The following is a 19,926-nucleotide window of genomic DNA, read 5'->3' as shown; positions in this document are numbered from 1 at the left end:
TTTTAACGCCTCTGCCGCTGGGTTTATTGCATCTTCAGACGCACTGACTCACGCATTCCCGACTCATATCAAAAACTCATCGCTATCTCTTATTTATACTGTGTCGCAATATTGATACCGGACAAATTTATGTCAGTAAGCGCATTTAACCGACGCTGGGCGACGGTGATCCTGGAAGCATTAACGCGTCACGGCGTGCGGCATGTTTGCATTGCGCCCGGCTCCCGCTCCACGCCGCTGACCCTGGCGGCGGCGGAAAACCGCGCGCTGGTTCTCCATACTCATTTTGACGAGCGCGGGCTGGGGCATCTGGCGCTGGGGCTGGCAAAAGTGAGCCGCGAGCCGGTGGCAGTGATTGTGACGTCCGGGACGGCGGCGGCGAATCTGTATCCGGCGCTGATTGAAGCCGGGCTGACCGGAGAAAAAATTGTTCTGCTGACCGCCGACCGTCCGCCGGAGCTGATCGACTGCGGCGCAAATCAGGCCATCCGCCAGCCGGGGATGTTTGCCACGCATCCGGCACAGTCCCTCTCGCTGCCGCGTCCCAGCCCGGACATTCCGGCCAGATGGCTGGTCTCCACGATTGATAACGCGCTCGGCAACCTGCACGCGGGCGGTGCCCATATCAACTGTCCGTTTGCCGAACCTTTATACGGCGAAATGGACGATACCGACGCCGCCTGGCAGCAGGCGCTCGGCGACTGGTGGCAGGATGAAAAACCCTGGCTGCGCAGCGCGCTTACCCTCAAAAGCGACATCCAGCGCGACTGGTTTTACTGGCGGCAAAAGCGCGGGGTCATTGTCGCCGGGCGGATGAGCGCGGCAGAGGGGAAACAGGTTGCTGAATGGGCGAAAACTCTCGGCTGGCCGCTGATTAGCGACGTGCTGTCGCAAACCGGACAGCCGCTGCCCTGTGCCGACTTGTGGCTCGGCAATGCGCAGGCGGTGAGCGAACTTAAGCAGGCGCAAATCGTGATCCAACTGGGCAGCAGCCTGACCGGAAAACGTCTCCTCCAGTGGCAGGTGAGCTGCGAGCCGGAAGAGTACTGGCTGGTGGATAATCTTAGCGGACGCCTGGACCCGGCGCAGCATCGTGGACGTCGGCTGGTGAGCGCGGTGGGCGACTGGCTGGCGCAGCATCCGGCGGAAAAACGTCAGCCGTGGTGCGTGGCTGTTCCTCGTCTGGCGGAGCAGGCCTGGCAGACGGTGCAGGCGAGTCGCGAAACCTTTGGTGAAGCGCAGCTGGCGCACCGCATCAGCCAGTATCTGCCGGAGCAGGGCCAGCTTTTTGTCGGCAACAGCCTGGTGGTGCGGCTGATTGATGCGCTTGGTCAGCTCCCGGTCGGCTATCCGGTGTACAGCAATCGCGGCGCCAGCGGTATTGATGGTCTGATTTCCACCGCTGCGGGCGTGCAGCGCGCCAGCGCGCGGCCAACGCTGGCTATCGTCGGCGATCTCTCCGCGCTGTACGATCTCAACAGCCTCGCGCTGCTGCGCCAGGTTCCGGCACCTTTTGTACTGATTGTGGTAAATAACAACGGCGGACAGATATTCTCGCTGCTGCCGACGCCGGTGAACGAGCGCGAACGCCTGTACTGTATGCCGCAAAACGTCCATTTCGATCGCGCTGCCGCAATGTTTGATCTGCACTACGCCCGCGCCTGCGGCTGGGAGGCGCTGGAACAGGCGCTGGCCGGGGCATGGAACACGCCCGCCGCGACGATTATCGAAGTGGTGGTGGACGGCGCAGACGGCGCGCAGACGCTTCAGCATCTGCTGGCTCAGGTGAGCCAGTTATGAAGCTGCATGCCGTAGCGGAGCGGGGGCTACCAACGCGGCCCTGGCTGGTGTTTTTGCACGGTTTCTCCGGCGATAACCGCGAGTGGCGCGAGGTCGGCGAGCAGTTTAGCGACGTTTCGCGGCTGTATGTCGATCTCCCCGGTCACGGTGGGTCGGTCAATCTCCCGGCAAGAGATTTCGACGACGTCTGTATCGCGCTCAATAATACCTTACTTAGTTACAACATACTTGAATACTGGTTGGTGGGGTACTCCCTCGGCGGCCGCATTGCGATGTATCAGGCTTGCCAGCAATCCATGCCCGGTTTGCTGGGCGTGATTGTTGAAGGCGGGCATCCGGGGTTGCAGAACGATCGCGACCGGGCGGAACGGCGGCTTTCGGACCAGCGCTGGGCCGCGCGTTTTCGCCAGCCGCCGCTTAATGACGTTTTTGAACTCTGGTATCAGCAGCCGGTTTTTGCCTCGCTCACGGTTTCTCAGCGTCAGGCGCTGGTCAGGTTGCGCCAGCATAATCAGGGGTCTGCGCTGGCGGAAATGCTGATGGCGACGTCGCTGGCGGTCCAGCCTGATTTACGTCCTGCGCTGCGTGCGCGGGATTTTCCCTTCTGGTATCTCTGTGGCGAACGTGACGCTAAATTCAGGGCCATCGCCGATGAACTCAACGCGTCCTGCCATATTATTTCTGCTGCCGGACATAATGCGCATCGGGAAAACCCGGTGGGCGTCGCTTCCACCCTGGCACAGCTTCTGTCTCTCTGATTTAAGGAAACATGATGATCTATCCTGATGAAAACATGCTGTATGCCGCCGTTGAATGGCAGGACTGTTCCGAAGGCTATACCGATATTCGTTATCAAAAGTCTGCCGACGGGATCGCTAAAATCACCATTAACCGCCCGCAGGTGCGCAACGCGTTTCGTCCGCTAACCGTGAAAGAGATGATTCAGGCGCTGGCGGATGCCCGCTACGATGACAACATCGGTGTCATTATCCTGACCGGGGAAGGTGAAAAAGCCTTCTGTGCCGGAGGCGATCAGAAAGTGCGCGGTGATTACGGCGGCTACCAGGACGACTCCGGCGTGCATCACCTGAACGTGCTGGATTTCCAGCGCCAGATCCGCACCTGTCCAAAACCGGTCGTGGCGATGGTCGCGGGCTACTCCATCGGCGGCGGGCACGTGCTGCATATGATGTGCGATCTGACCATCGCCGCTGAAAACGCCATTTTCGGCCAGACCGGTCCGAAAGTCGGCTCTTTCGACGGTGGCTGGGGGGCTGCGTACATGGCGCGTATCGTCGGGCAGAAAAAAGCGCGTGAAATCTGGTTCCTGTGCCGCCAGTACGATGCACAACAGGCGCTGGATATGGGGCTGGTGAATACCGTCGTACCGCTGGCAGAGCTGGAAAAAGAAACCGTGCGCTGGTGTCGTGAAATGCTGCAAAACAGCCCGATGGCACTGCGTTGCCTGAAAGCGGCGCTGAACGCCGACTGCGATGGTCAGGCCGGACTTCAGGAGCTGGCCGGGAATGCGACCATGCTGTTTTATATGACCGAAGAGGGTCAGGAAGGGCGCAACGCTTTCAATCAGAAGCGTCAGCCGGACTTCAGCAAATTTAAGCGGAACCCGTAATGCGTCGCGCGCAGGTATACCGCTGGCAGATCCCGATGGACGCGGGCGTAGTGCTGCGCGAGCGGCGGATAAAAACCCGCGACGGGCTGTTCGTCTGCCTGACCGACGGGAGCCGGGAAGGGTGGGGAGAGATCTCCCCACTGCCGGGCTTTAGCGAGGAATCGCTGGCGGAGGCCGAAGCGGCGCTGCTGCACTGGGCGGCGGGCTGGTCGCATAATCACGCCTGTGGCTTACCGGATCTGCCGTCCGTTGCCTTTGGCCTGAGCTGCGCGCTGGCCGAACTGGCTGATGAGCTGCCGCAGGCGGCGAATTATCGTGCCGCGCCGCTGTGTACCGGCGATCCCGACGCCCTTCTGCCGGTGCTCTCCGCGATGGAAGGAGAGAAGGTGGCGAAGGTCAAAGTCGGCCTGTACGAAGCCGTACGGGACGGGATGGTGGTCAATCTGCTGCTGGAGGCGATCCCGGATCTTCGGCTGCGTCTGGACGCCAACCGCGCGTGGACTCCGCTACGGGCGCAGCAGTTTGCCCGATACGTCAATCCGGCGTGGCGGCATCGCATTGCCTTCCTTGAGGAGCCGTGCAAAACGCGGGACGACTCTCGCGCCTTCGCCCGTGAAACGGGCATCACCATTGCCTGGGATGAGAGCCTGCGCGAGGCCGATTTTCAGTTCGCCGCCGAACCCGGCGTCGGGGCGGTGGTCATCAAGCCCACGTTGACCGGCAGCCTGCAAAAGGTTCGTGAGCAGGTGGAAGCCGCGCACGCGCTGGGCTTAACGGCGGTGATCAGCTCCTCAATTGAGTCCAGTCTCGGCTTAACGCAGCTGGCGCGGGTTGCCGCCTGGCTGACCCCGGATACGCTGCCGGGTCTGGATACGCTCAGCCTGATGCAGTCACAGCTGCTGCGCCGCTGGCCGGGCAGTGATTTACCGTGCCTGACCATCGATGCGCTGGAGCCACTGTTATGATCTTTAGCGACTGGCCGTGGCGCGAATGGCGGAAATTACGCCCGGACGCGCCTGCGCTGCGTCTTAATGACGACACTCTCACCTGGCAGACACTGTGCGCGCGTATCGACGCTCTGGCATCAGGCTTTGCCGCACAGGGCGTGCAGGAGGGGGAGGGCGTGATGCTGCGCGCCAGCAATCATCCGGCAGCGCTTCTGACGTGGCTGGCGCTTTTACAGTGCGGCGCGCGCGTGCTGCCGGTCAACCCGCAGTTGCCTGCGGCTTTGCTGGATCAACTGTTGCCCACGCTGACGTTGCAGCACGCGGTGGATCTGGAAAATGATGGTCATTTTCCCGGCCTGAATCGCCTGCATATGCGGGCGCTGAAAGGAGACGAAGCGGCGCAATGGCAACCGCAGCGGCTGGCGTCAATGACGCTGACCTCAGGCTCCACCGGCCTGCCGAAGGCGGCGGTGCATACTTTTGCGGCGCACCTTGCCAGCGCGCAGGGAGTGCTGGCGATGATCCCCTTCACCTCTGATGATGACTGGCTGCTTTCGTTGCCGATGTATCACGTTTCCGGGCAGGGAATTGTCTGGCGCTGGCTGTTCGCCGGTGCGCGGCTGACGGTACGGGTGAAACAGCCTCTGGCACAGGCGCTGGCGGGCTGTACCCACGCCTCGCTGGTGCCGACTCAGCTGTGGCGTTTACTGGAAAACGACGCGCCGGTGGCGCTGAAAGCCGTGCTGCTCGGCGGCGCGGCCATTCCCGTTGAACTGACTCAACGGGCAAGCGAGCGCGGCATCCGTAGCTGGTGCGGCTACGGCCTGACCGAATTTGCTTCCACGGTCTGTGCCAAAGAAGCCGATGGCCTGGCGGATGTGGGCACTCTGTTGCCCGGAAGAGAAATGCGGCTTGAAGACGGTGAAGTCTGGCTGCGCGCCTCCAGCATGGCGGAAGGCTACTGGCGAGACGGCAAACTGCATCCGCTGCTGAATGCGCATGGTTGGTTTGCCACCCGCGACCGTGGCGAACTGCGTGATGGCAGGCTGACCATTATCGGTCGGCTGGATAACCTTTTTTTCAGCGGTGGCGAAGGCATTCAGCCTGAAGAAGTAGAGCGGGTTATCGCCGCGCATCCGCAGGTACGGCAGGTTTTTATCGTTCCTGTTGCGGATCGCGAATTCGGCCAGCGCCCGGTGGCCGTGGTCGACAGCGACGTGCCGCCTGACGAACAGCAGTTGTCACGCTGGGTGCAGGATAAACTGGCCCGTTACCAGCAGCCGGTGCGCTGGGTGGCATTGCCTGGCGAACTCCACGCTGGCGGTATTAAAATCTCCCGCCGGGCCTTGCAGGAATGGGTGGCGCAGCGGTTACAGTAATCCTTTGAGCGTAAGCGTCTTACGGGTGGCGACGTTAAGATCGTAGTGGATGAGATCTTCTGCTTTCACCCATGCATAATCCTGAAACTCTTCATTAATGTGGATCTCCCGGTTGCCCGCCACGCAGTCAAAGATGAGGTAAATCATATAGATCTCTTCCTGGCTGCCGTCGGCGTACGTTTTTAACCGGATATCATCGCTGAAGGTCCAGGGCGTGATTTCGCGTAAAATAAGCTGCTCACCCAGCTCCTCGCGCACCTCCCGCCGTAGCGCCTCTGCAATACGTTCCCCCGGCTCCACGCCGCCGCCGGAAAGCGCCCACTGTCCGGGAAATACACCGCGATCGTCGGCCATTTTACACAGCAAATAGTGCCCGTCATGCTGGATCAGCGGGCAGACGATAGTCCTCTGGCGCATGTTAACTCCTTGCAAAATAAAAATCCGAGTTTACCAGAACCGGAAACGGGCAGGGGATCGCTTTGCGAGCCAGCTCGGGAAACTGTGACCTGAAACGGGTCCTGCCTTGCGGCTGTGATAAGGTTTTTGCCGGACGATTAACGGCAAGGAGAGCACCATGCCCCACACCCGCATTTACACGCCGCACGATGCGGTGTTTAAACATTTTTTGATGCATAAAGCCACCGCGCGCGATTTTATGGCGATCCATCTGCCAGAAAGGCTGCGCGAACTCTGCGATCTCCACACGCTCCAGCTCGAATCCGGCAGTTTTATTGAGGAGAATTTACGCGAGAAATGCACCGATATTCTTTATTCCGTGCAAACCCGCAATGGCGCTGGCTACATCTATCTGCTGATTGAACATCAAAGCTCGCCGGATAAAAACATGGCTTTCAGGCTGATGCGCTACGCGCTGTCGGCGATGAATCGCCATCTGGAAAAGGGAGAAGACGAACTGCCGCTGGTGATCCCGCTTCTTTTTTATCACGGTCTGACCAGTCCGTATCCATACTCCCGGCGCTGGCTGGATGGTTTCCGGGATGACGAACTTGCCCGGTCAATCTATAACGGCGAATTTCCCCTGATTGATATCACCGTTACGCCGGATGAAGAGATTATGCAGCATCGGCGGATGGCGACGCTGGAGTTTCTCCACAAGCACATTCGCCAGCGCGATATGCTTGATTTGGTAGAGCAACTGGTGAGCCTGTTGCAGTTGGGATACACTACCCAGACGCAGTTCAGGGCATTAACCAACTATATTATGCAGTCAGGAAGTTCGACCCAGCCGGTTATTTTTCTGCGCGAGCTGGCAGAAAAAACACCGCATCCACAGCAAAAGGAGAAGTTAATGAATATTGCAAAGTTTCTGGAACAGCAGGGTATGCAACAAGGAATGCAGCAGGGTCTTCAGCAGGGTATGCAGCAAGGGCTTGAAAAAGGCTTTCAGGAAGGGCGTCAGGAGGAAGCGCGACGTATTGCCCACGCGATGCTGGAAAACGGTCTGGAACCGAGCCTGATCGAAAAAATCACCGGCACTTCGACGCAGCAACTGCAGCAATCCGGTCACTAATCCCAAAAAACGGGAGCCTTTTCGGCTCCCGGGATCGACTTACTTATTCTGCTTCAACTCTGCCAGTGCGGCAGCCACGCCTGCACCGTATTCTGGATGAACTTCGCTGAACAAACCGATTTGCCGCTGCTGAATAAATTCCGGCACCTCTTTCATGTCTCCGGCAATGCGGGCAAACATCCGCTGATGCTCCTCATCGCTCAACAGTTCATACAGCTTACGCGGCTGGCTGAAGTAATCGGTATCTTCGCGGTGATTCCAGTGATCGGCCGCGCCCTCGACGCTCAATGGCGGCTCGCTGTAGTCCGGCTGCTCCTGAAAGACGCCGAAGCTATTCGGTTCATACGTCGGCCCGTTGCCGCTGTTACCGTCCACCCGCATCGCGCCGTCGCGATGATAATTGTGGAACGGGCAGCGCGGGGCATTTACCGGGATCTGGTGATGATTGACGCCCAGGCGGTAACGATGCGCATCGCCGTAGGAGAAGAGACGGCCCTGCAACATCCGGTCCGGCGAGAAACCAATTCCCGGCACCACGTTCGCGGGTGACATCGCGACCTGCTCTACTTCGGCAAAATAGTTATCCGGGTTGCGATTCAGTTCCAGTTCGCCCACTTCAATCAGCGGATAATCACCGTGTGGCCACACTTTGGTCAGGTCGAACGGGTTATATGGCACTTGTGAAGCCTCGGCTTCCGGCATGATTTGCACGTAAAACGTCCAGCGCGGGAAATCGCCTTTTTCGATGGAATCGAACAAATCGCGCTGGGAGCTTTCACGATCTTCCGCCACCAGCCGTTTGGCTTCATCATCCATCAGATTGGCAATACCCTGCCGGGATTTGAGGTGGAATTTAACCCAGAAACGTTCGTTGCTGGCATTAATAAAGCTGAAGGTATGGCTACCAAAACCGTGCATAGTGCGATACGAGAAGGGCAGGCCGCGATCGCTGAAATCAATGGTTAACTGGTGCAGCGCTTCCGGCAAATGCGAGAAGAAATCCCATTTATAAGTGGGGTTACGCAGGTTGGTGCGCGGATCGCGCTTGACGACGTGGTTCAGATCCGGGAATTTCAGCGGATCGCGCAGGTAGAACACCGGCGTGTTATTGCCGACTAAATCCCAGTTACCTTCTTCGGTATAAAACTTAATGGCAAAACCGCGGATATCGCGTTCAGCGTCCGCCGCGCCGCGCTCACCGGCGACGGTGGAGAAACGTAAAAACAGCTCGGTTTTTTTGCCGATCTCAGAAAAAATCTTTGCGCGTGTACAGGCGGTAATGTCCTGGGTCACGGTAAAAGTGCCATACGCGGCGGAGCCTTTGGCATGCATCCGACGTTCCGGGATCACTTCGCGATCAAAGTGTGCCAGCTTCTCAAGAAACCAGACATCCTGTAACAGCATGGGGCCACGAGGACCGGCAGTTGCCACATTATTATTATGCGCAACGGGCGCGCCAGCTGAGGTGGTGAGTCCTTTTTTCATCATCTTTATCTCCCGATAGATGTTTAAGAATTGTATAATTTCCGTTTATTTTCAGGAAATAATCTAAGATGTATTTGTAATTAAGATATTGATCCCGGGCAACTTGTCTCTCTCTATTGCATCCATACCTTTCGCCTTTTAAAGCCCTCAGCCATTCAGCTGACCCTGTCGCGGACTAATAGCGTTTTTGGTTCATTCCTTATTGTCTAATCAGTTGTACAATCACGTACTTTTGTGGCGTTCAGGCTTTTCTGTGGAAGCATTAAAATGAAAAAAACAGTTTTGGTAGCATTGTGTGGGCTGTTAGTTGTCCCGGCGGCGGCAAATGCGATTAGCGTCAGCGGTCAGGCAGGTGAGGATTACACCAATATCGGCGTCGGTTTCGGTACTGAATCAACCGGACTGGCGATGAGCGGTAACTGGGCGCATAACGATGATGACGGCGACATTGCCGGTCTCGGCCTGGGTCTGAACATTCCGTTGGGGCCATTTTTAGCCACCGCAGGCGGTAAAGGCGTTTATCTTAATCCTCAGCGGGGTGATGAAGGCTACGCGGCTGCCGTCGGTGGCGGGATCCAGTGGCAGCTTGGTGACCGCCTCCGCCTGTTTGGTGAATACTATTATTCCCCGGACTCGCTCTCCAGCGGGGTGAAAGATTATGAAGAAGCCAACGCCGGTGCGCGAATAAGCATTCTGCGTCCGCTGAGCGTGGAGGCGGGTTATCGCTATATCAATCTTTCCGGTAAAGAGGGCAATCGTGACAGCGCGGTCGCTGACGGCCCGTATGTTGGCGTTAACGCCAGCTTCTGATCTTCCGGCGCGGTTATACCGCGCCGCTTTTTTTCCCCTCCGCATGCGCTATAGTAAATCGTCCTCTTTTGCTGGAGAAAACGATGATAAATGTGGAGATGCTATCCACGGGTGACGAAGTTCTGCATGGGCAGATCGTCGATACCAACGCCGCCTGGCTTGCCGATTTCTTATTTACCCAGGGCTTTCCCCTCACGCGCCGCAATACCGTTGGCGACAATCTTGATGATTTAGTGGCGATCCTGCGCGAGCGCAGCGAACATGCCGACGTACTGATTGTCAACGGCGGGCTGGGCCCGACCAGCGATGATTTAAGCGCGCTGGCCGCCGCAACGGCAAAAGGTGAAAACCTGGTGCTGCATGAAGAATGGCTGACGCAAATGGAGCGTTTTTTTAGCGAGCGCGGGCGGATCATGGCCCCGAGCAACCGTAAGCAGGCGGAGATCCCCGCCAGCGCGGAGCTGGTCGACAACCCGGTCGGCACCGCCTGCGGTTTCGCCGTCGAGCTGAATCGCTGCCTGATGTTTTTCACGCCCGGCGTACCGTCTGAATTTAAAGTGATGGTCGAGCAGCAAATCCTGCCGCGCCTGCGCAAGCGTTATCAACTCGTCGAGCCGCCGCTGTGCCTGCGTCTGACCACTTTTGGCCGCTCGGAAAGCGATCTGGCCCAGAGCCTGGATCCGCTGGAATTGCCGCCTGGCGTCACCATGGGCTACCGCTCCTCAATGCCGATCATTGAACTCAAACTGACCGGTCCGGCGTCACAGCGCGAAGCGATGCTGGCGCTGTGGCCGCAGGTGCAGCGGGTCGCCGGAGAAAGCCTTATTTTTGAAGGCACGGAAGGGCTGCCCGCACAGCTTGCCCGACAGCTTCAGGAACGGCAGCTGAGCCTGACGCTAAGCGAACAGTTTACCGCGGGCCTGCTGGCGCTTCAGCTTGCCCGCGCCGGTGCGCCGCTGCTGGCCTCAGAAGTCATCCCCGCGCAACAGGAGACGCTGGCGCAGACCGCGCGCTGGGCGCAGGAGCGCCGGGGCAGCCACTTTGCCGGTCTGGCTCTGGCGGTGACGGGACTGGAAGACGATCATCTTAATTTTGCGCTGGCCACGCCGCAGGGCACCTGGGCGCTGCGGGCGAAGTTCAGCACCACCCGCCATTCGTTGCAGGTGCGTCAGGAAGTCTGCGCGATGATGGCGCTGAATATGCTGCGCCGCTGGCTGAATGGTAAGCCCCTCACCAGCGAACATGGCTGGATCAATATCGTCGAAACGCTGGACATTCCCGAACAGACTTAACGACTTACGCTCATGCGCTAACACCCTGATGCCCCGGACGCCACGCTAATCGTGTAACCGGGGCCGATAGCCTGAAGGATCACCACTATACAGCGGCAACGGAGATTATTGCCATGAGTCACTACCTTGAGCTATTTCACCTCGATCGGTCATTCCCGTTTCAGCGGTTTGTTCATGAAGGTGAAGTGCTCGTGTATCCCCACTGGCATAAAGTCGTCGAAGTTATTTATGTGACGCGGGGCGTGCTGCATCTGGGGATCAACGATGTCCCGATTGTCATGCAGGCGGGCGAGATCCAGTTCATTAATGCTGGGGATATTCACTACTTCCTCGCGTCACCCAACAGTGAGCGGATCGTCATTCAGTTTGATTTTTCCCTGTTTCATGAAGAAGAAACCGCAGGCGAACCCGGCCTGCGCCAGCTCTTCTCCTCAATGGAAAGCCATAGCCGCAGCTGGCCTGAGGAAACAACGGCTAAGATCCGGGAACTTTTAGCGGTCATTCATCGGGAAGATCACCATCAGGCTGCGGGTTACAAATACCTGATTAAAGCCGCGCTGATGGAGATGATTGCGCTCATCTATCGCCAGATCCCGCTGAGCCAGCAGCAGGCCAAACGCCCCTTAGGGGAAGCGGTGGCGAGTAAATCAGAAAAAACCTTAGTCCGGCTTGATAAAATCTTCTCTTATATTGAACATCATTATCATGAATATATTACTCTTGATGATGTTGCAAAATTTATGGGATTCAGCGCCTGCTATTTTGCCCGCTTTTTTAAAAAGAATACCGGCATGACATTTGTGCGCTTTCTGCATAATTATCGCCTGAATCAGGCGAAATGGTTATTGCTGAATGAAGAGATCTCCGTATCCGAAGTGGCAGAGCGTATTGGTTTTAACAGCGTAAAAACATTTCATCATGTATTTAAACAAAATACGGGCGTTGCGCCGCTGAAATATAGAAGGTCAATATCCGGGATAAAATAATAAAAAGCCAGGAACATTGGCCCTGACTTATTTTGTATTATAGCGCCAGTTATCATATGGAGTGGAGAACGCTGGTTATGGTCAAGATAGGTATTATAGGTTGCGGCGGTATTGCTAATGGAAAACATATGCCCGCCCTGATCCAGATCCCGGAAGTGGAACTGATAGCTTTCTGTGATATTAACGTTGAGCGGGCGGAGAAAGCGAAAGCGAAGTATGGCTCTGCTGACGCTAAAGTCTATACGGATCACCGCGAAATGCTGGCTGATGCCGGGATAGATATTATTCATGTATGCACCCCTAATATTTCACACGCAAGTATTTCAATTGCCGCTATGGAAGCGGGTAAGCATGTCATGTGCGAGAAGCCGATGGCAAAAACCTCGGCTGAAGCGCAGGCGATGGTCGATGCCGCGCGCCGCACCGGTAAGAAACTAACGATTGGTTATCAGAACCGATTCCGTAAGGATTCACATTATCTGCATCAGGTCTGTGAAAACGGCGATCTTGGAGAAATTTATTATGCAAAAGCCAAAGCGATCCGGCGGCGCGCGGTGCCGACGTGGGGTGTTTTTCTGGACGAAGAAGCGCAAGGAGGCGGCCCGTTAATTGACATTGGTACCCACGCGCTTGATTTAACCCTCTGGATGATGAAGAACTATCAGCCAAAATGTATTGTCGGCAATACCTATCATAAACTGGCGTCCACCCGGGATGCGGCAAACGCATGGGGACCCTGGGACCCGGAAAAATTCACCGTCGAAGATTCCGCATTTGGCTTCATCACCATGCAGGATGGTGCCACCATTATGCTGGAATCAAGCTGGGCGCTGAATACGCTCGACGTTGGCGAAGCCAGAACCGCGCTCTGCGGCACCAAAGGCGGTGCGGATATGAACAACGGCCTGCGCATTAACGGCGAAACCTACGGCGCGACCTGGGAAAAAGAAGTTCAGTTTGCCGTCGGTGGCGTCGATTTCTACGATGCCACCGGGGACGATCCGGCGTTGCTGGAAGCGCAGTCATGGATCGACGCGGTGATTAACGATAAAACGCCGGTGGTGAAACCTGAAGAAGCGCTGGTGGTCACGCAAATTCTGGAAGCCATTTACTCTTCAGCCAAAACAGGACAGCCGGTGTATTTTGTCCGTGAGGAGCAGTGAAATGATTCGTGTAACTGTCTGGAATGAATACCGGCATGAACAACAGGAGCCGCATATCGCGGCGGTTTATCCGCACGGCATCCATAGCCAAATTGCCCAATTTTTACAGGCTGCCGGATTCAGTACCCGCACCGCCACGCTGGATGAGCCGGAGCACGGTCTGACCGAAAGCGTCCTGAACGAAACGGATGTATTAATCTGGTGGGGGCACATTGCCCACAAAGAAGTTGACGATAAAATCGTTGAGCGCGTACAGCAGCGGGTATTACACGGGATGGGGCTTATCGTGCTGCATTCCGGGCATATGTCGAAAATCTTTATGAAGCTGATGGGCACCAGTTGCGATTTGAAATGGCGCGAGGCAGATGAAAAAGAGCGGCTGTTTGTCATCGACCCGGCTCATGATATTGCCAGAGGCATTCCCGAAAGTTTCGTGCTGGAAAAAGAAGAAATGTACGGGGAGCATTTTGATATTCCCGCCCCGGATGAAACCGTTTTTCTAAGCTGGTTTGAAGGCGGCAACGTTTTCCGCAGCGGTATTACCTATAAACGCGGCAACGGACGAATTTTTTATTTCCAGCCGGGCCATGAAAGCTATCCGACTTACTATAACGAGATCGTGCAGAAAATTATTTGCAACGGCGTGGAATATTGCTGCCCGCGTAATAACCATTATCCCGTTTACGGCAATGACAAAAATCTATTCCCGATACAAGGAGCAGTAAAATGAAACTTGGCGTTTTTACTCCTTTATTTGCCAGCCTGTCGCTGGATGAGATGCTGGATAAAGTCCAGGGCGCTGGTCTGGATGCGGTGGAAGTGGGCAGCGGCGGTAATCCCGGTAATCATCACTGTCCCACTGATGAGCTGTTAGCCAGCGCAGAGGCCCGGACAGCCTATTTAGAAAAATTCAGCTCGCGCGGTATTACCATTAGTGCGCTGAGCTGCCACGATAACCCTATTTCGCCGATCAAAGCGGAACGTGAAGCCGCCGACGCGATATTGCGTAAAACCATCAAACTGGCGGGCTTACTGGGCGTGCCGGTCGTCAATACCTTTTCCGGCACGGCGGGAAATGATGATCGGGCCACGGCACCCAACTGGCCGGTTGTCCCCTGGCCGACGGTTTACAGCGATATGAAAACCTGGCAATGGGAAAATAAACTGATCCCCTACTGGAAAGAGATTGGTCGCCTGGCGGAAGAGCATCAGGTCAAAATTGGCATTGAACTGCATGGCGGTTTTCTTTGCCACACCCCGTATACCCTGCTAAAACTGCGGGAAGAAACCTGCGACGCCATTGGTGCGAACCTTGATCCCAGCCATTTATGGTGGCAGGGTATTGACCCGGTTGCCGCTATTAAAATCCTCGGTGAAAAAGGTGCAATCCACCATTTTCACGCCAAAGATACCTATCTGGATCAGGACAATATCAATATGTACGGCTTAACGGATATGCAGCCCTACGGCAATATTCGTAGCCGCGCGTGGAATTTCCGCACCGTCGGTTATGGTCACAGCATTCAGCAATGGTCCGATATTATCAGCGCCCTGCGTACCTGGGGTTATGACTACGTGATCAGCATTGAGCACGAAGACGCTTTAATGTCGATAGACGAAGGCTTTATGCGTGCGGTCACCAACCTGCAATCGATATTAATTCGGCAACGCCCGTTGGACATGTGGTGGGCATAAAGCACAGACAAGGATAGCAAGATGCTTAAGATGGCAATTATTGGCTATGGCGGGATGGGGGCTTACCACGTAAAGCTGATGACCGCCAGCGAACGTGTCCGGGTTAAAGGCGCTTTTGATATTGACCCGGCGCGTTTACAGGTAGCGGAAACACAGGGACTCTTCCCTTATTCCTCGCTTGAGGATGTTCTTAACGATAGCGATATTACGGCGGTATTAATTGCAACGCCGAATGACGTGCATAAAGCGCTGGCGATACGCGCGCTTGAAGCCGGGAAGCACGTTATTTGTGAAAAACCAGTGGCGCTTTCGTCCGCCGAATTTGACGCTATTTTGCAGGCGGAGGAAAAAGCGCAGCGAATTTTTATGGTTCACCAGAATCGCCGCTGGGATGAGGATTTCCTGATTGTGCGGCGCATCCGTGAGGAAAAGTCGATCGGCGATATTTTCCATATTGAATCGCGGGTACAGGGGGCCAACGGTATTCCGGGCGACTGGCGGCATAAACTGGCGCAGGGCGGCGGGATGGTGCTGGACTGGGGCGTGCATCTGCTCGATCAGCTATTGTTGCTGGACGACAGCGCGATTAGCCAGATTTACACCTCATTAAGCTACGTGCTGGGTGACGAAGTTGACGATGGTTTCACCGTGCATATTCAGTTCCACAGCGGATTAACCGCCCATATTGAAGTGGGCACTACCAATTTTATCACGCTCCCCCGCTGGTATATCAAAGGAACCGCAGGCACGGCGCTTGTCGCCGACTGGGATTTAAGCGGCAAAATGGTGGTGGCGACCGGGCAGAAAGATGTTCCGGCCCCGATGCCTGTTCAGGCCGGGGCAGGGCTGACTAAAACCATGGCTCCGCCTGATGAAAACGCGGTGCTGGTAAAGGCACTCCCCGCGCCTTTATCTAACGCCAGTAGCTTCTACAATAATTTTGCCGATGTGGTTCTGGATGGCGCAGAGCCGATAGTCAAAAACCGGGAAGTGATGCGGGTGCTGAAGCTCATGGAAGCGATGTTTACCGCTTTCCGTGAGCAGCGCATCGTGGAAAATCCCGGCTTTTAATCCAGCGCCTGCGCCAGCAAAGTAATGGGATGTTCACAGCGTTTGCCTGTGGACATCTCAATCTGCCATTTACAGGTTTCACAGTCCGTGACCACTAAATCCGCGCCGCTTGCGGCAATCTGCTGAAACAATGGCGCGCCGATGGCCTGCGAAGTGGCATAGTTTTCTGATTTAAACCCGGACGTTCCGGCGATGCCGCAGCATTGTGACTCCAGCACCGTTAATTCCAGACCGGGGATCATGCGCAGCAGTTCAAGGGTATACAGCGTCCAGCCCATTTTTTCCATATGACACGGCGTATGATAAACCACTTTCAGCGGCCGTTTTTTTAGCGGCAGGGTCTGACCGGCATCCAGCCTGCGCCACAGCCAGCGGGTAGCCAGTTCCGTCTGCTCGCGAAGCCCGCTGTTATCCACGTCCAGCACTTCAGGATATTCATCGCGCAGGGCAAAGGTGCAGGTGGATGAGGTCGCAATCACCGGGATCTTTTTCACCTCAATCGCTTCCCGCAGCGAGGCCACGTTGCTGACCGCCTGCCTGCGTGCCTTATCAATAAAGCCGTTGGCGATCAGCGGCACCCCGCAGCATTTCTCCTTGCTCAGCAACTGGACGCCAGTTCCCATCGCGTTCAGCACCCTGACCAGATCTTTACCCAACTGGGGATGGTTATAGTTAACGAAGCAGCCGTGAAAATAGGCCACCTGATCCTGATACTGCGCCTGTTGTGCTGCAACGCTGCGATACCAGCGGCGGAAGGTACCAAAAGAATATTTCGGCAGCGTGCGGCGATGGTCGATTTTCAGCGCGTAATCAAGCAGCTGACGCACCGGCTTCAGGGCGGTGACGGTATTCACCACCGGCGCAAACGGCGTCGAGACGCTGCCCATCAAATCGGTATGGCTCAGGATCACGTTACGCAGCGACGGGCGGGTGGTGTCGTACTGCGCCCGCGCGCGCTGAATAATGTCGCCAATTTTGACGTCTGACGGACAGGCTACTTCGCAGCGTTTGCAGTTGATGCAGTATTTCAGCGCCTCATCATACAGCGCGCCATCCTTCAGCCGCAGCCTTTCGCCGTCCGGCCCCGCCTGTTTCGGGCCGGGATAGCGCGGGTCTACCCGGCTGACCGGGCAGACGGTGGTGCAGACCGTACATTTAATGCAGCTGGCAAAACGGGTATCGCTCACAGGGTGCCTCCGCTCATATCCAGAATTTGCTGCGCGACAAACAGGCCGGTCACGGCAGAAACGCCGCCGCCGCAGCCCTGCGCGATGGGATCGAATCCGCCGAGCACCGCGCCTGCCGCAAACAGATTGTTAACCCGTTCACCGTCAATATGCGGGCGCAGAGTGTCATCCACCTTAACGCCAGACTGCTGCCAGGGTTGCGGATCGAAAAAATCATTGCGGTACCATCCGGCACGATCCGGCGCTTGCTGTACCTCAAGCCCCAGGATCGGCTCACGGATGCCGTCGCGATCAGCCACCAGCCCGTTGCTGAAAAAGCTGCCGCTGGCCAGCACCGCGAAGCGCGGACGCAGCGGGATATCGGCGTGCTGGCGGGTCCAGATTTCACTGACGACGCCATCGTGCCGGGTCATATGTGTCACCTCATCGCCGGGCATCCAGGTGCCGCCTGTACGGATAAACTGACGCTGAAGCTGGCGGTGCATCCGCATTCCGGGTACCGATGGCGGGAGGGTAGGGAGCAGGCGCAGCGGGCAGGGCAGACGCGCGTTGAGCCAGGCAAACAGGCGATCGTCTTCCAGGCCGAAGCAGGCGGGCATCAGCAGGGCGTCGTAACCCTGGGTTAACGGCAGCAGGGCGTTGTACAGCAGCGGCCAGTTTTCTTCGGCATCGAGAAAGCGGGCAATATTGACCGCGCGAAACCCGGCGGCGCTGGCACGCAGCGTATCCAGTTCCGGCAATTCGATATCCACCGCCTGCGCGTCGGTCCCGCGCTGGCGTAACGAAGCGGCGGCGAGATGCGGCTGAAAATCCAGCAGGCCGCTAATGCCGACCACGCAAATCCGCCGGGCGGTCAGGGGGGAAACCGGCACTTCCTGCGGGCTGAGCCACGCGCGGCGCAGGGTGCCAAGCGGCGTCACCCGGTAATGATTATGCGCAGGATCGCCCTGCATCTGCGCGCCGCACTCAGTGAGCAATGCCTGCACCTGGTGTGCCAGCGTCAGAACGGTTTCCGTTCCCAGTTTTGCCCACGGATGTTCCGGCGTTTCCACACAGAGTCGGTCCAGCGCCGGGCGAAAATCGGTGACCGCATCGCCATTGGGAAGGGTGCTAAGCAGGTCGAGCGAGCCGGAAGAAAAGGTGAGGGCGCTTTGTCCCCGGCTGACAATCGCGCAGCGTAGACCGGCCTTTTGTAGCCGCAGGCCGCACAGCAGCCCGGCAAGGCCACCGCCAACAATCACCGTGTCAAATCTCATCGTTATTCTCCTTCTCCAGCCCGCACAGGCCCTGATAAACCCAGCGCGTGAACTCGCTTTCCCGCAGCGCGTCGCCCCAGGCAATGGGCTGAACGCCTTTCCAGCGCTCGTTAAGGAAGTCAGAAAGCTGAGTCAGCGACTGGCTGGCCGTGGTGATTTGATAGCGCTGAAGCAGTCCGGCAGCGCGGCATGCGCACAGTTCGCCCTGACAGGTGCCCATCCCCACGCGGGTGCGGCGGCGTAAATCCAGCAGGCTGTTGACCGCCAGATTTTCCACCGCGTACTGAATTTCTCCGGCGGTCACCGCTTCGCATTCACATACCACGCTGCGCTGTAGCCGCCCTTCGCCGAGCCATGACGGTGTGCGGTCGCCGTGACGATAAACCGCCGAACCGCGCAGCGGCGCAGGCAGTGAGATCGTCCGCTGGAGGGTGTTTTCCGCCGATTGCTGGGATCCGGGTAGCGGTTCGCTGGCGGTGGTGCAGGGCTGATTGTTACCCAGCTTGCGGCAAACGGCATCGGTAGCCCATTCCGCCATCAGCCGATAGGTCATCAGCTTGCCGCCGGTAATGGTGATAAATCCGTCCATGCCGTCGCGAATAGCATGATCGAAAAGAACGATGCCCCGGCTGACGTTGCGCCCGGTCGGGTCATCATCGCTGGCAACCAGCGGTCGCACCCCGGAGTAAGCGCGTAAAATGCGCGTTTTCGCCATCACCGGTGCCAGTTTCTCGCCTTCACGCAGCAGAATATCAACCTCTTCCGGCGTGACCCGATTCTGGTCAATATCCCGATAATCAATGTGCATTGAAGTCGTGCCAATCAGCGAAATCGTATCGCCGGGCACCAGAATATCGGCGTCGGCAGGTTTGCGGCAGCGATTGATGACGTGCTGATTAATGCGATGATCGAGGATCAGCAGCGAGCCTTTTGCCGGGAACATGCGAATGCCCAGCCCGGCGTATTCGGCAATACGCTGGCCCCAAATTCCGGCGGCATTCACCACTACCGCCGCGTACAGCGCCTGCTTTTCTCCGGTCAAATGATTGATAACGTTGACGCCACGCACGGTTGCGCCGTCGCGGATCAAACCGGTTACCTCATGCGCGGTAAAAATGGTCGCGCCATGCTCGCGGGCATCCAGCATATTGGCAGCGGTGAGGCGAAACGGATCGACCGTGCCATCCGGCACCCGTACCGCCCCAATGAGCTGCGGGTTTACTGAGGGTTCAATGCGCCGGGCCTCCTGCGGATCAAGCGCCTGCGCGCGGATCCCCGCCTGCTGACAGGCGCTGATAAAGGTGGACTGAAACGCCAGATCGTCTTCCGGCAGGGTGATAAACAGGCCGTCGGTGGGTTCGACGCAGTGGCGGGCGATGCGTCGGAGGATCCGGTTTTCGCTGATGCACTCGCGCGCGGATTCGCCGTCCGTCACGGCGTAGCGCGCGCCGCTGTGCAACAGGCCATGATTACGCCCCGTCGCACCGGTGGCAATATCGTGGCGCTCCAGCAGGATCACGCGCAGGCCGCGCAGTGCGCAGTCGCGGGCGATCCCCGCTCCCGTGGCTCCTCCACCAATGATAATGACATCGCTCTCCTGCGCTGCATGACTGCTCATCATCTTGCCCTCTGTGTTCGTTTCTCAACATTTAGCCATATAAAGAGTGGTTGATGTTTGATTTCGAGCACGTTCG

The 19,926-nt window shown here is 57.1% G+C and carries 18 protein-coding genes; 13 read left to right on the top strand and 5 right to left on the bottom strand.

The window, feature by feature from the left end:
* Nucleotides 1-129: 129 nt before the first annotated feature.
* Genes menD through menE form a run of 5 tightly spaced genes read left to right on the top strand, consistent with a single transcriptional unit; the run spans nucleotide 130 to nucleotide 5,756 of the window.
* Nucleotides 130-1,800 carry a 2-succinyl-5-enolpyruvyl-6-hydroxy-3-cyclohexene-1-carboxylic-acid synthase gene (menD, locus tag RT197_RS12225; RefSeq protein ID WP_312950955.1) on the top strand — a complete coding sequence of 557 codons (1,671 nt, stop codon included), beginning with the start codon at nucleotides 130-132 and terminating at the stop codon, nucleotides 1,798-1,800.
* On the top strand, nucleotides 1,797-2,558 hold the full coding sequence (menH, locus tag RT197_RS12220; RefSeq protein WP_312950953.1) for a 2-succinyl-6-hydroxy-2,4-cyclohexadiene-1-carboxylate synthase: 762 nt from the start codon (nucleotides 1,797-1,799) through the stop codon (nucleotides 2,556-2,558). Before menD ends, menH begins: the two co-directional genes overlap by 4 nt.
* A gap of 14 nt (nucleotides 2,559-2,572) precedes the next feature.
* Nucleotides 2,573-3,430: a 1,4-dihydroxy-2-naphthoyl-CoA synthase gene (gene menB, locus RT197_RS12215; RefSeq protein ID WP_312951233.1), complete on the top strand. Its 858-nt coding sequence runs from the start codon at nucleotides 2,573-2,575 to the stop codon at nucleotides 3,428-3,430.
* Nucleotides 3,430-4,395: an o-succinylbenzoate synthase gene (menC, locus tag RT197_RS12210; protein ID WP_312950950.1), complete on the top strand. Its 966-nt coding sequence runs from the start codon at nucleotides 3,430-3,432 to the stop codon at nucleotides 4,393-4,395. Before menB ends, menC begins: the two co-directional genes overlap by 1 nt.
* Nucleotides 4,392-5,756 carry an o-succinylbenzoate--CoA ligase gene (gene menE, locus RT197_RS12205; protein ID WP_312950948.1) on the top strand — a complete coding sequence of 455 codons (1,365 nt, stop codon included), beginning with the start codon at nucleotides 4,392-4,394 and terminating at the stop codon, nucleotides 5,754-5,756. The genes menC and menE overlap by 4 nt, the downstream gene beginning before the upstream one ends.
* Here the strand turns inward: menE and nudI are convergent.
* The gene (nudI, locus tag RT197_RS12200) at nucleotides 5,748-6,173 is read right to left on the bottom strand and encodes a nucleoside triphosphatase NudI (protein WP_312950945.1); all 426 of its coding nucleotides are present in this window, start codon (nucleotides 6,171-6,173) and stop codon (nucleotides 5,748-5,750) included. The two genes, menE and nudI, sit on opposite strands and share 9 nt — an antisense overlap.
* A gap of 157 nt (nucleotides 6,174-6,330) precedes the next feature.
* Here nudI and RT197_RS12195 point away from each other — a divergent pair, with 157 nt between their 5' ends.
* Nucleotides 6,331-7,287, top strand: a complete 957-nt coding sequence (locus tag RT197_RS12195) for an Rpn family recombination-promoting nuclease/putative transposase (RefSeq protein ID WP_312950943.1) — start codon at nucleotides 6,331-6,333, stop codon at nucleotides 7,285-7,287.
* A gap of 39 nt (nucleotides 7,288-7,326) precedes the next feature.
* Here the strand turns inward: RT197_RS12195 and katA are convergent, their stop codons facing one another.
* The gene (gene katA / locus RT197_RS12190; RefSeq protein ID WP_312950940.1) at nucleotides 7,327-8,775 is read right to left on the bottom strand and encodes a catalase KatA; all 1,449 of its coding nucleotides are present in this window, start codon (nucleotides 8,773-8,775) and stop codon (nucleotides 7,327-7,329) included.
* A gap of 264 nt (nucleotides 8,776-9,039) precedes the next feature.
* Here katA and RT197_RS12185 point away from each other — a divergent pair, with 264 nt between their 5' ends.
* From RT197_RS12185 to RT197_RS12155, 7 genes are all read left to right on the top strand, one after another.
* Nucleotides 9,040-9,582, top strand: a complete 543-nt coding sequence (locus RT197_RS12185) for a YfaZ family outer membrane protein (RefSeq protein WP_312950937.1) — start codon at nucleotides 9,040-9,042, stop codon at nucleotides 9,580-9,582.
* A gap of 83 nt (nucleotides 9,583-9,665) precedes the next feature.
* On the top strand, nucleotides 9,666-10,874 hold the full coding sequence (locus tag RT197_RS12180; RefSeq protein WP_312950935.1) for a nicotinamide mononucleotide deamidase-related protein YfaY: 1,209 nt from the start codon (nucleotides 9,666-9,668) through the stop codon (nucleotides 10,872-10,874).
* 113 nt (nucleotides 10,875-10,987) lie between these two features.
* Complete coding sequence (locus tag RT197_RS12175; protein ID WP_312950932.1) at nucleotides 10,988-11,860, top strand: AraC family transcriptional regulator; 873 nt, start codon at nucleotides 10,988-10,990, stop codon at nucleotides 11,858-11,860.
* Nucleotides 11,861-11,916: 56 nt separating this feature from the next.
* The gene (locus RT197_RS12170) at nucleotides 11,917-13,023 is read left to right on the top strand and encodes a Gfo/Idh/MocA family oxidoreductase (protein ID WP_312950929.1); all 1,107 of its coding nucleotides are present in this window, start codon (nucleotides 11,917-11,919) and stop codon (nucleotides 13,021-13,023) included.
* A gap of 1 nt (nucleotide 13,024) precedes the next feature.
* A complete protein-coding gene (locus RT197_RS12165; RefSeq protein WP_312950926.1) occupies nucleotides 13,025-13,753 on the top strand; it encodes a ThuA domain-containing protein in 729 nt (242 codons plus the stop codon).
* Nucleotides 13,750-14,718, top strand: coding sequence for a sugar phosphate isomerase/epimerase (locus tag RT197_RS12160; protein ID WP_312950923.1), 969 nt, complete (start codon nucleotides 13,750-13,752; stop codon nucleotides 14,716-14,718). The genes RT197_RS12165 and RT197_RS12160 overlap by 4 nt, the downstream gene beginning before the upstream one ends.
* 21 nt (nucleotides 14,719-14,739) lie before the next feature.
* Nucleotides 14,740-15,789: a Gfo/Idh/MocA family oxidoreductase gene (locus tag RT197_RS12155; RefSeq protein ID WP_312950920.1), complete on the top strand. Its 1,050-nt coding sequence runs from the start codon at nucleotides 14,740-14,742 to the stop codon at nucleotides 15,787-15,789.
* Here RT197_RS12155 and glpC read toward each other — a convergent pair.
* Genes glpC through glpA form a run of 3 tightly spaced genes read right to left on the bottom strand, consistent with a single transcriptional unit; the run spans nucleotide 15,786 to nucleotide 19,850 of the window.
* Nucleotides 15,786-16,976 (bottom strand): anaerobic glycerol-3-phosphate dehydrogenase subunit GlpC, encoded by a 1,191-nt coding sequence (gene glpC / locus RT197_RS12150; RefSeq protein ID WP_312950919.1) that lies wholly within the window; start codon nucleotides 16,974-16,976, stop codon nucleotides 15,786-15,788. The genes RT197_RS12155 and glpC overlap by 4 nt on opposite strands.
* The gene (glpB, locus tag RT197_RS12145; RefSeq protein ID WP_312950916.1) at nucleotides 16,973-18,232 is read right to left on the bottom strand and encodes a glycerol-3-phosphate dehydrogenase subunit GlpB; all 1,260 of its coding nucleotides are present in this window, start codon (nucleotides 18,230-18,232) and stop codon (nucleotides 16,973-16,975) included. The genes glpC and glpB overlap by 4 nt, the downstream gene beginning before the upstream one ends.
* Entirely contained in the window at nucleotides 18,222-19,850 is a 1,629-nt protein-coding gene (gene glpA, locus RT197_RS12140) for an anaerobic glycerol-3-phosphate dehydrogenase subunit A (RefSeq protein ID WP_312951230.1), read from the bottom strand. The genes glpB and glpA overlap by 11 nt, the downstream gene beginning before the upstream one ends.
* Between the last annotated feature and the right edge of the window lie 76 nt (nucleotides 19,851-19,926).

This window comes from Superficieibacter sp. (assembly GCF_032071645.1).
GTDB lineage: Bacteria > Pseudomonadota > Gammaproteobacteria > Enterobacterales > Enterobacteriaceae > Superficieibacter.
Note: the sequence above shows the minus strand (reverse complement) of the source record. Positions and strands in the feature narration are given on the sequence as shown.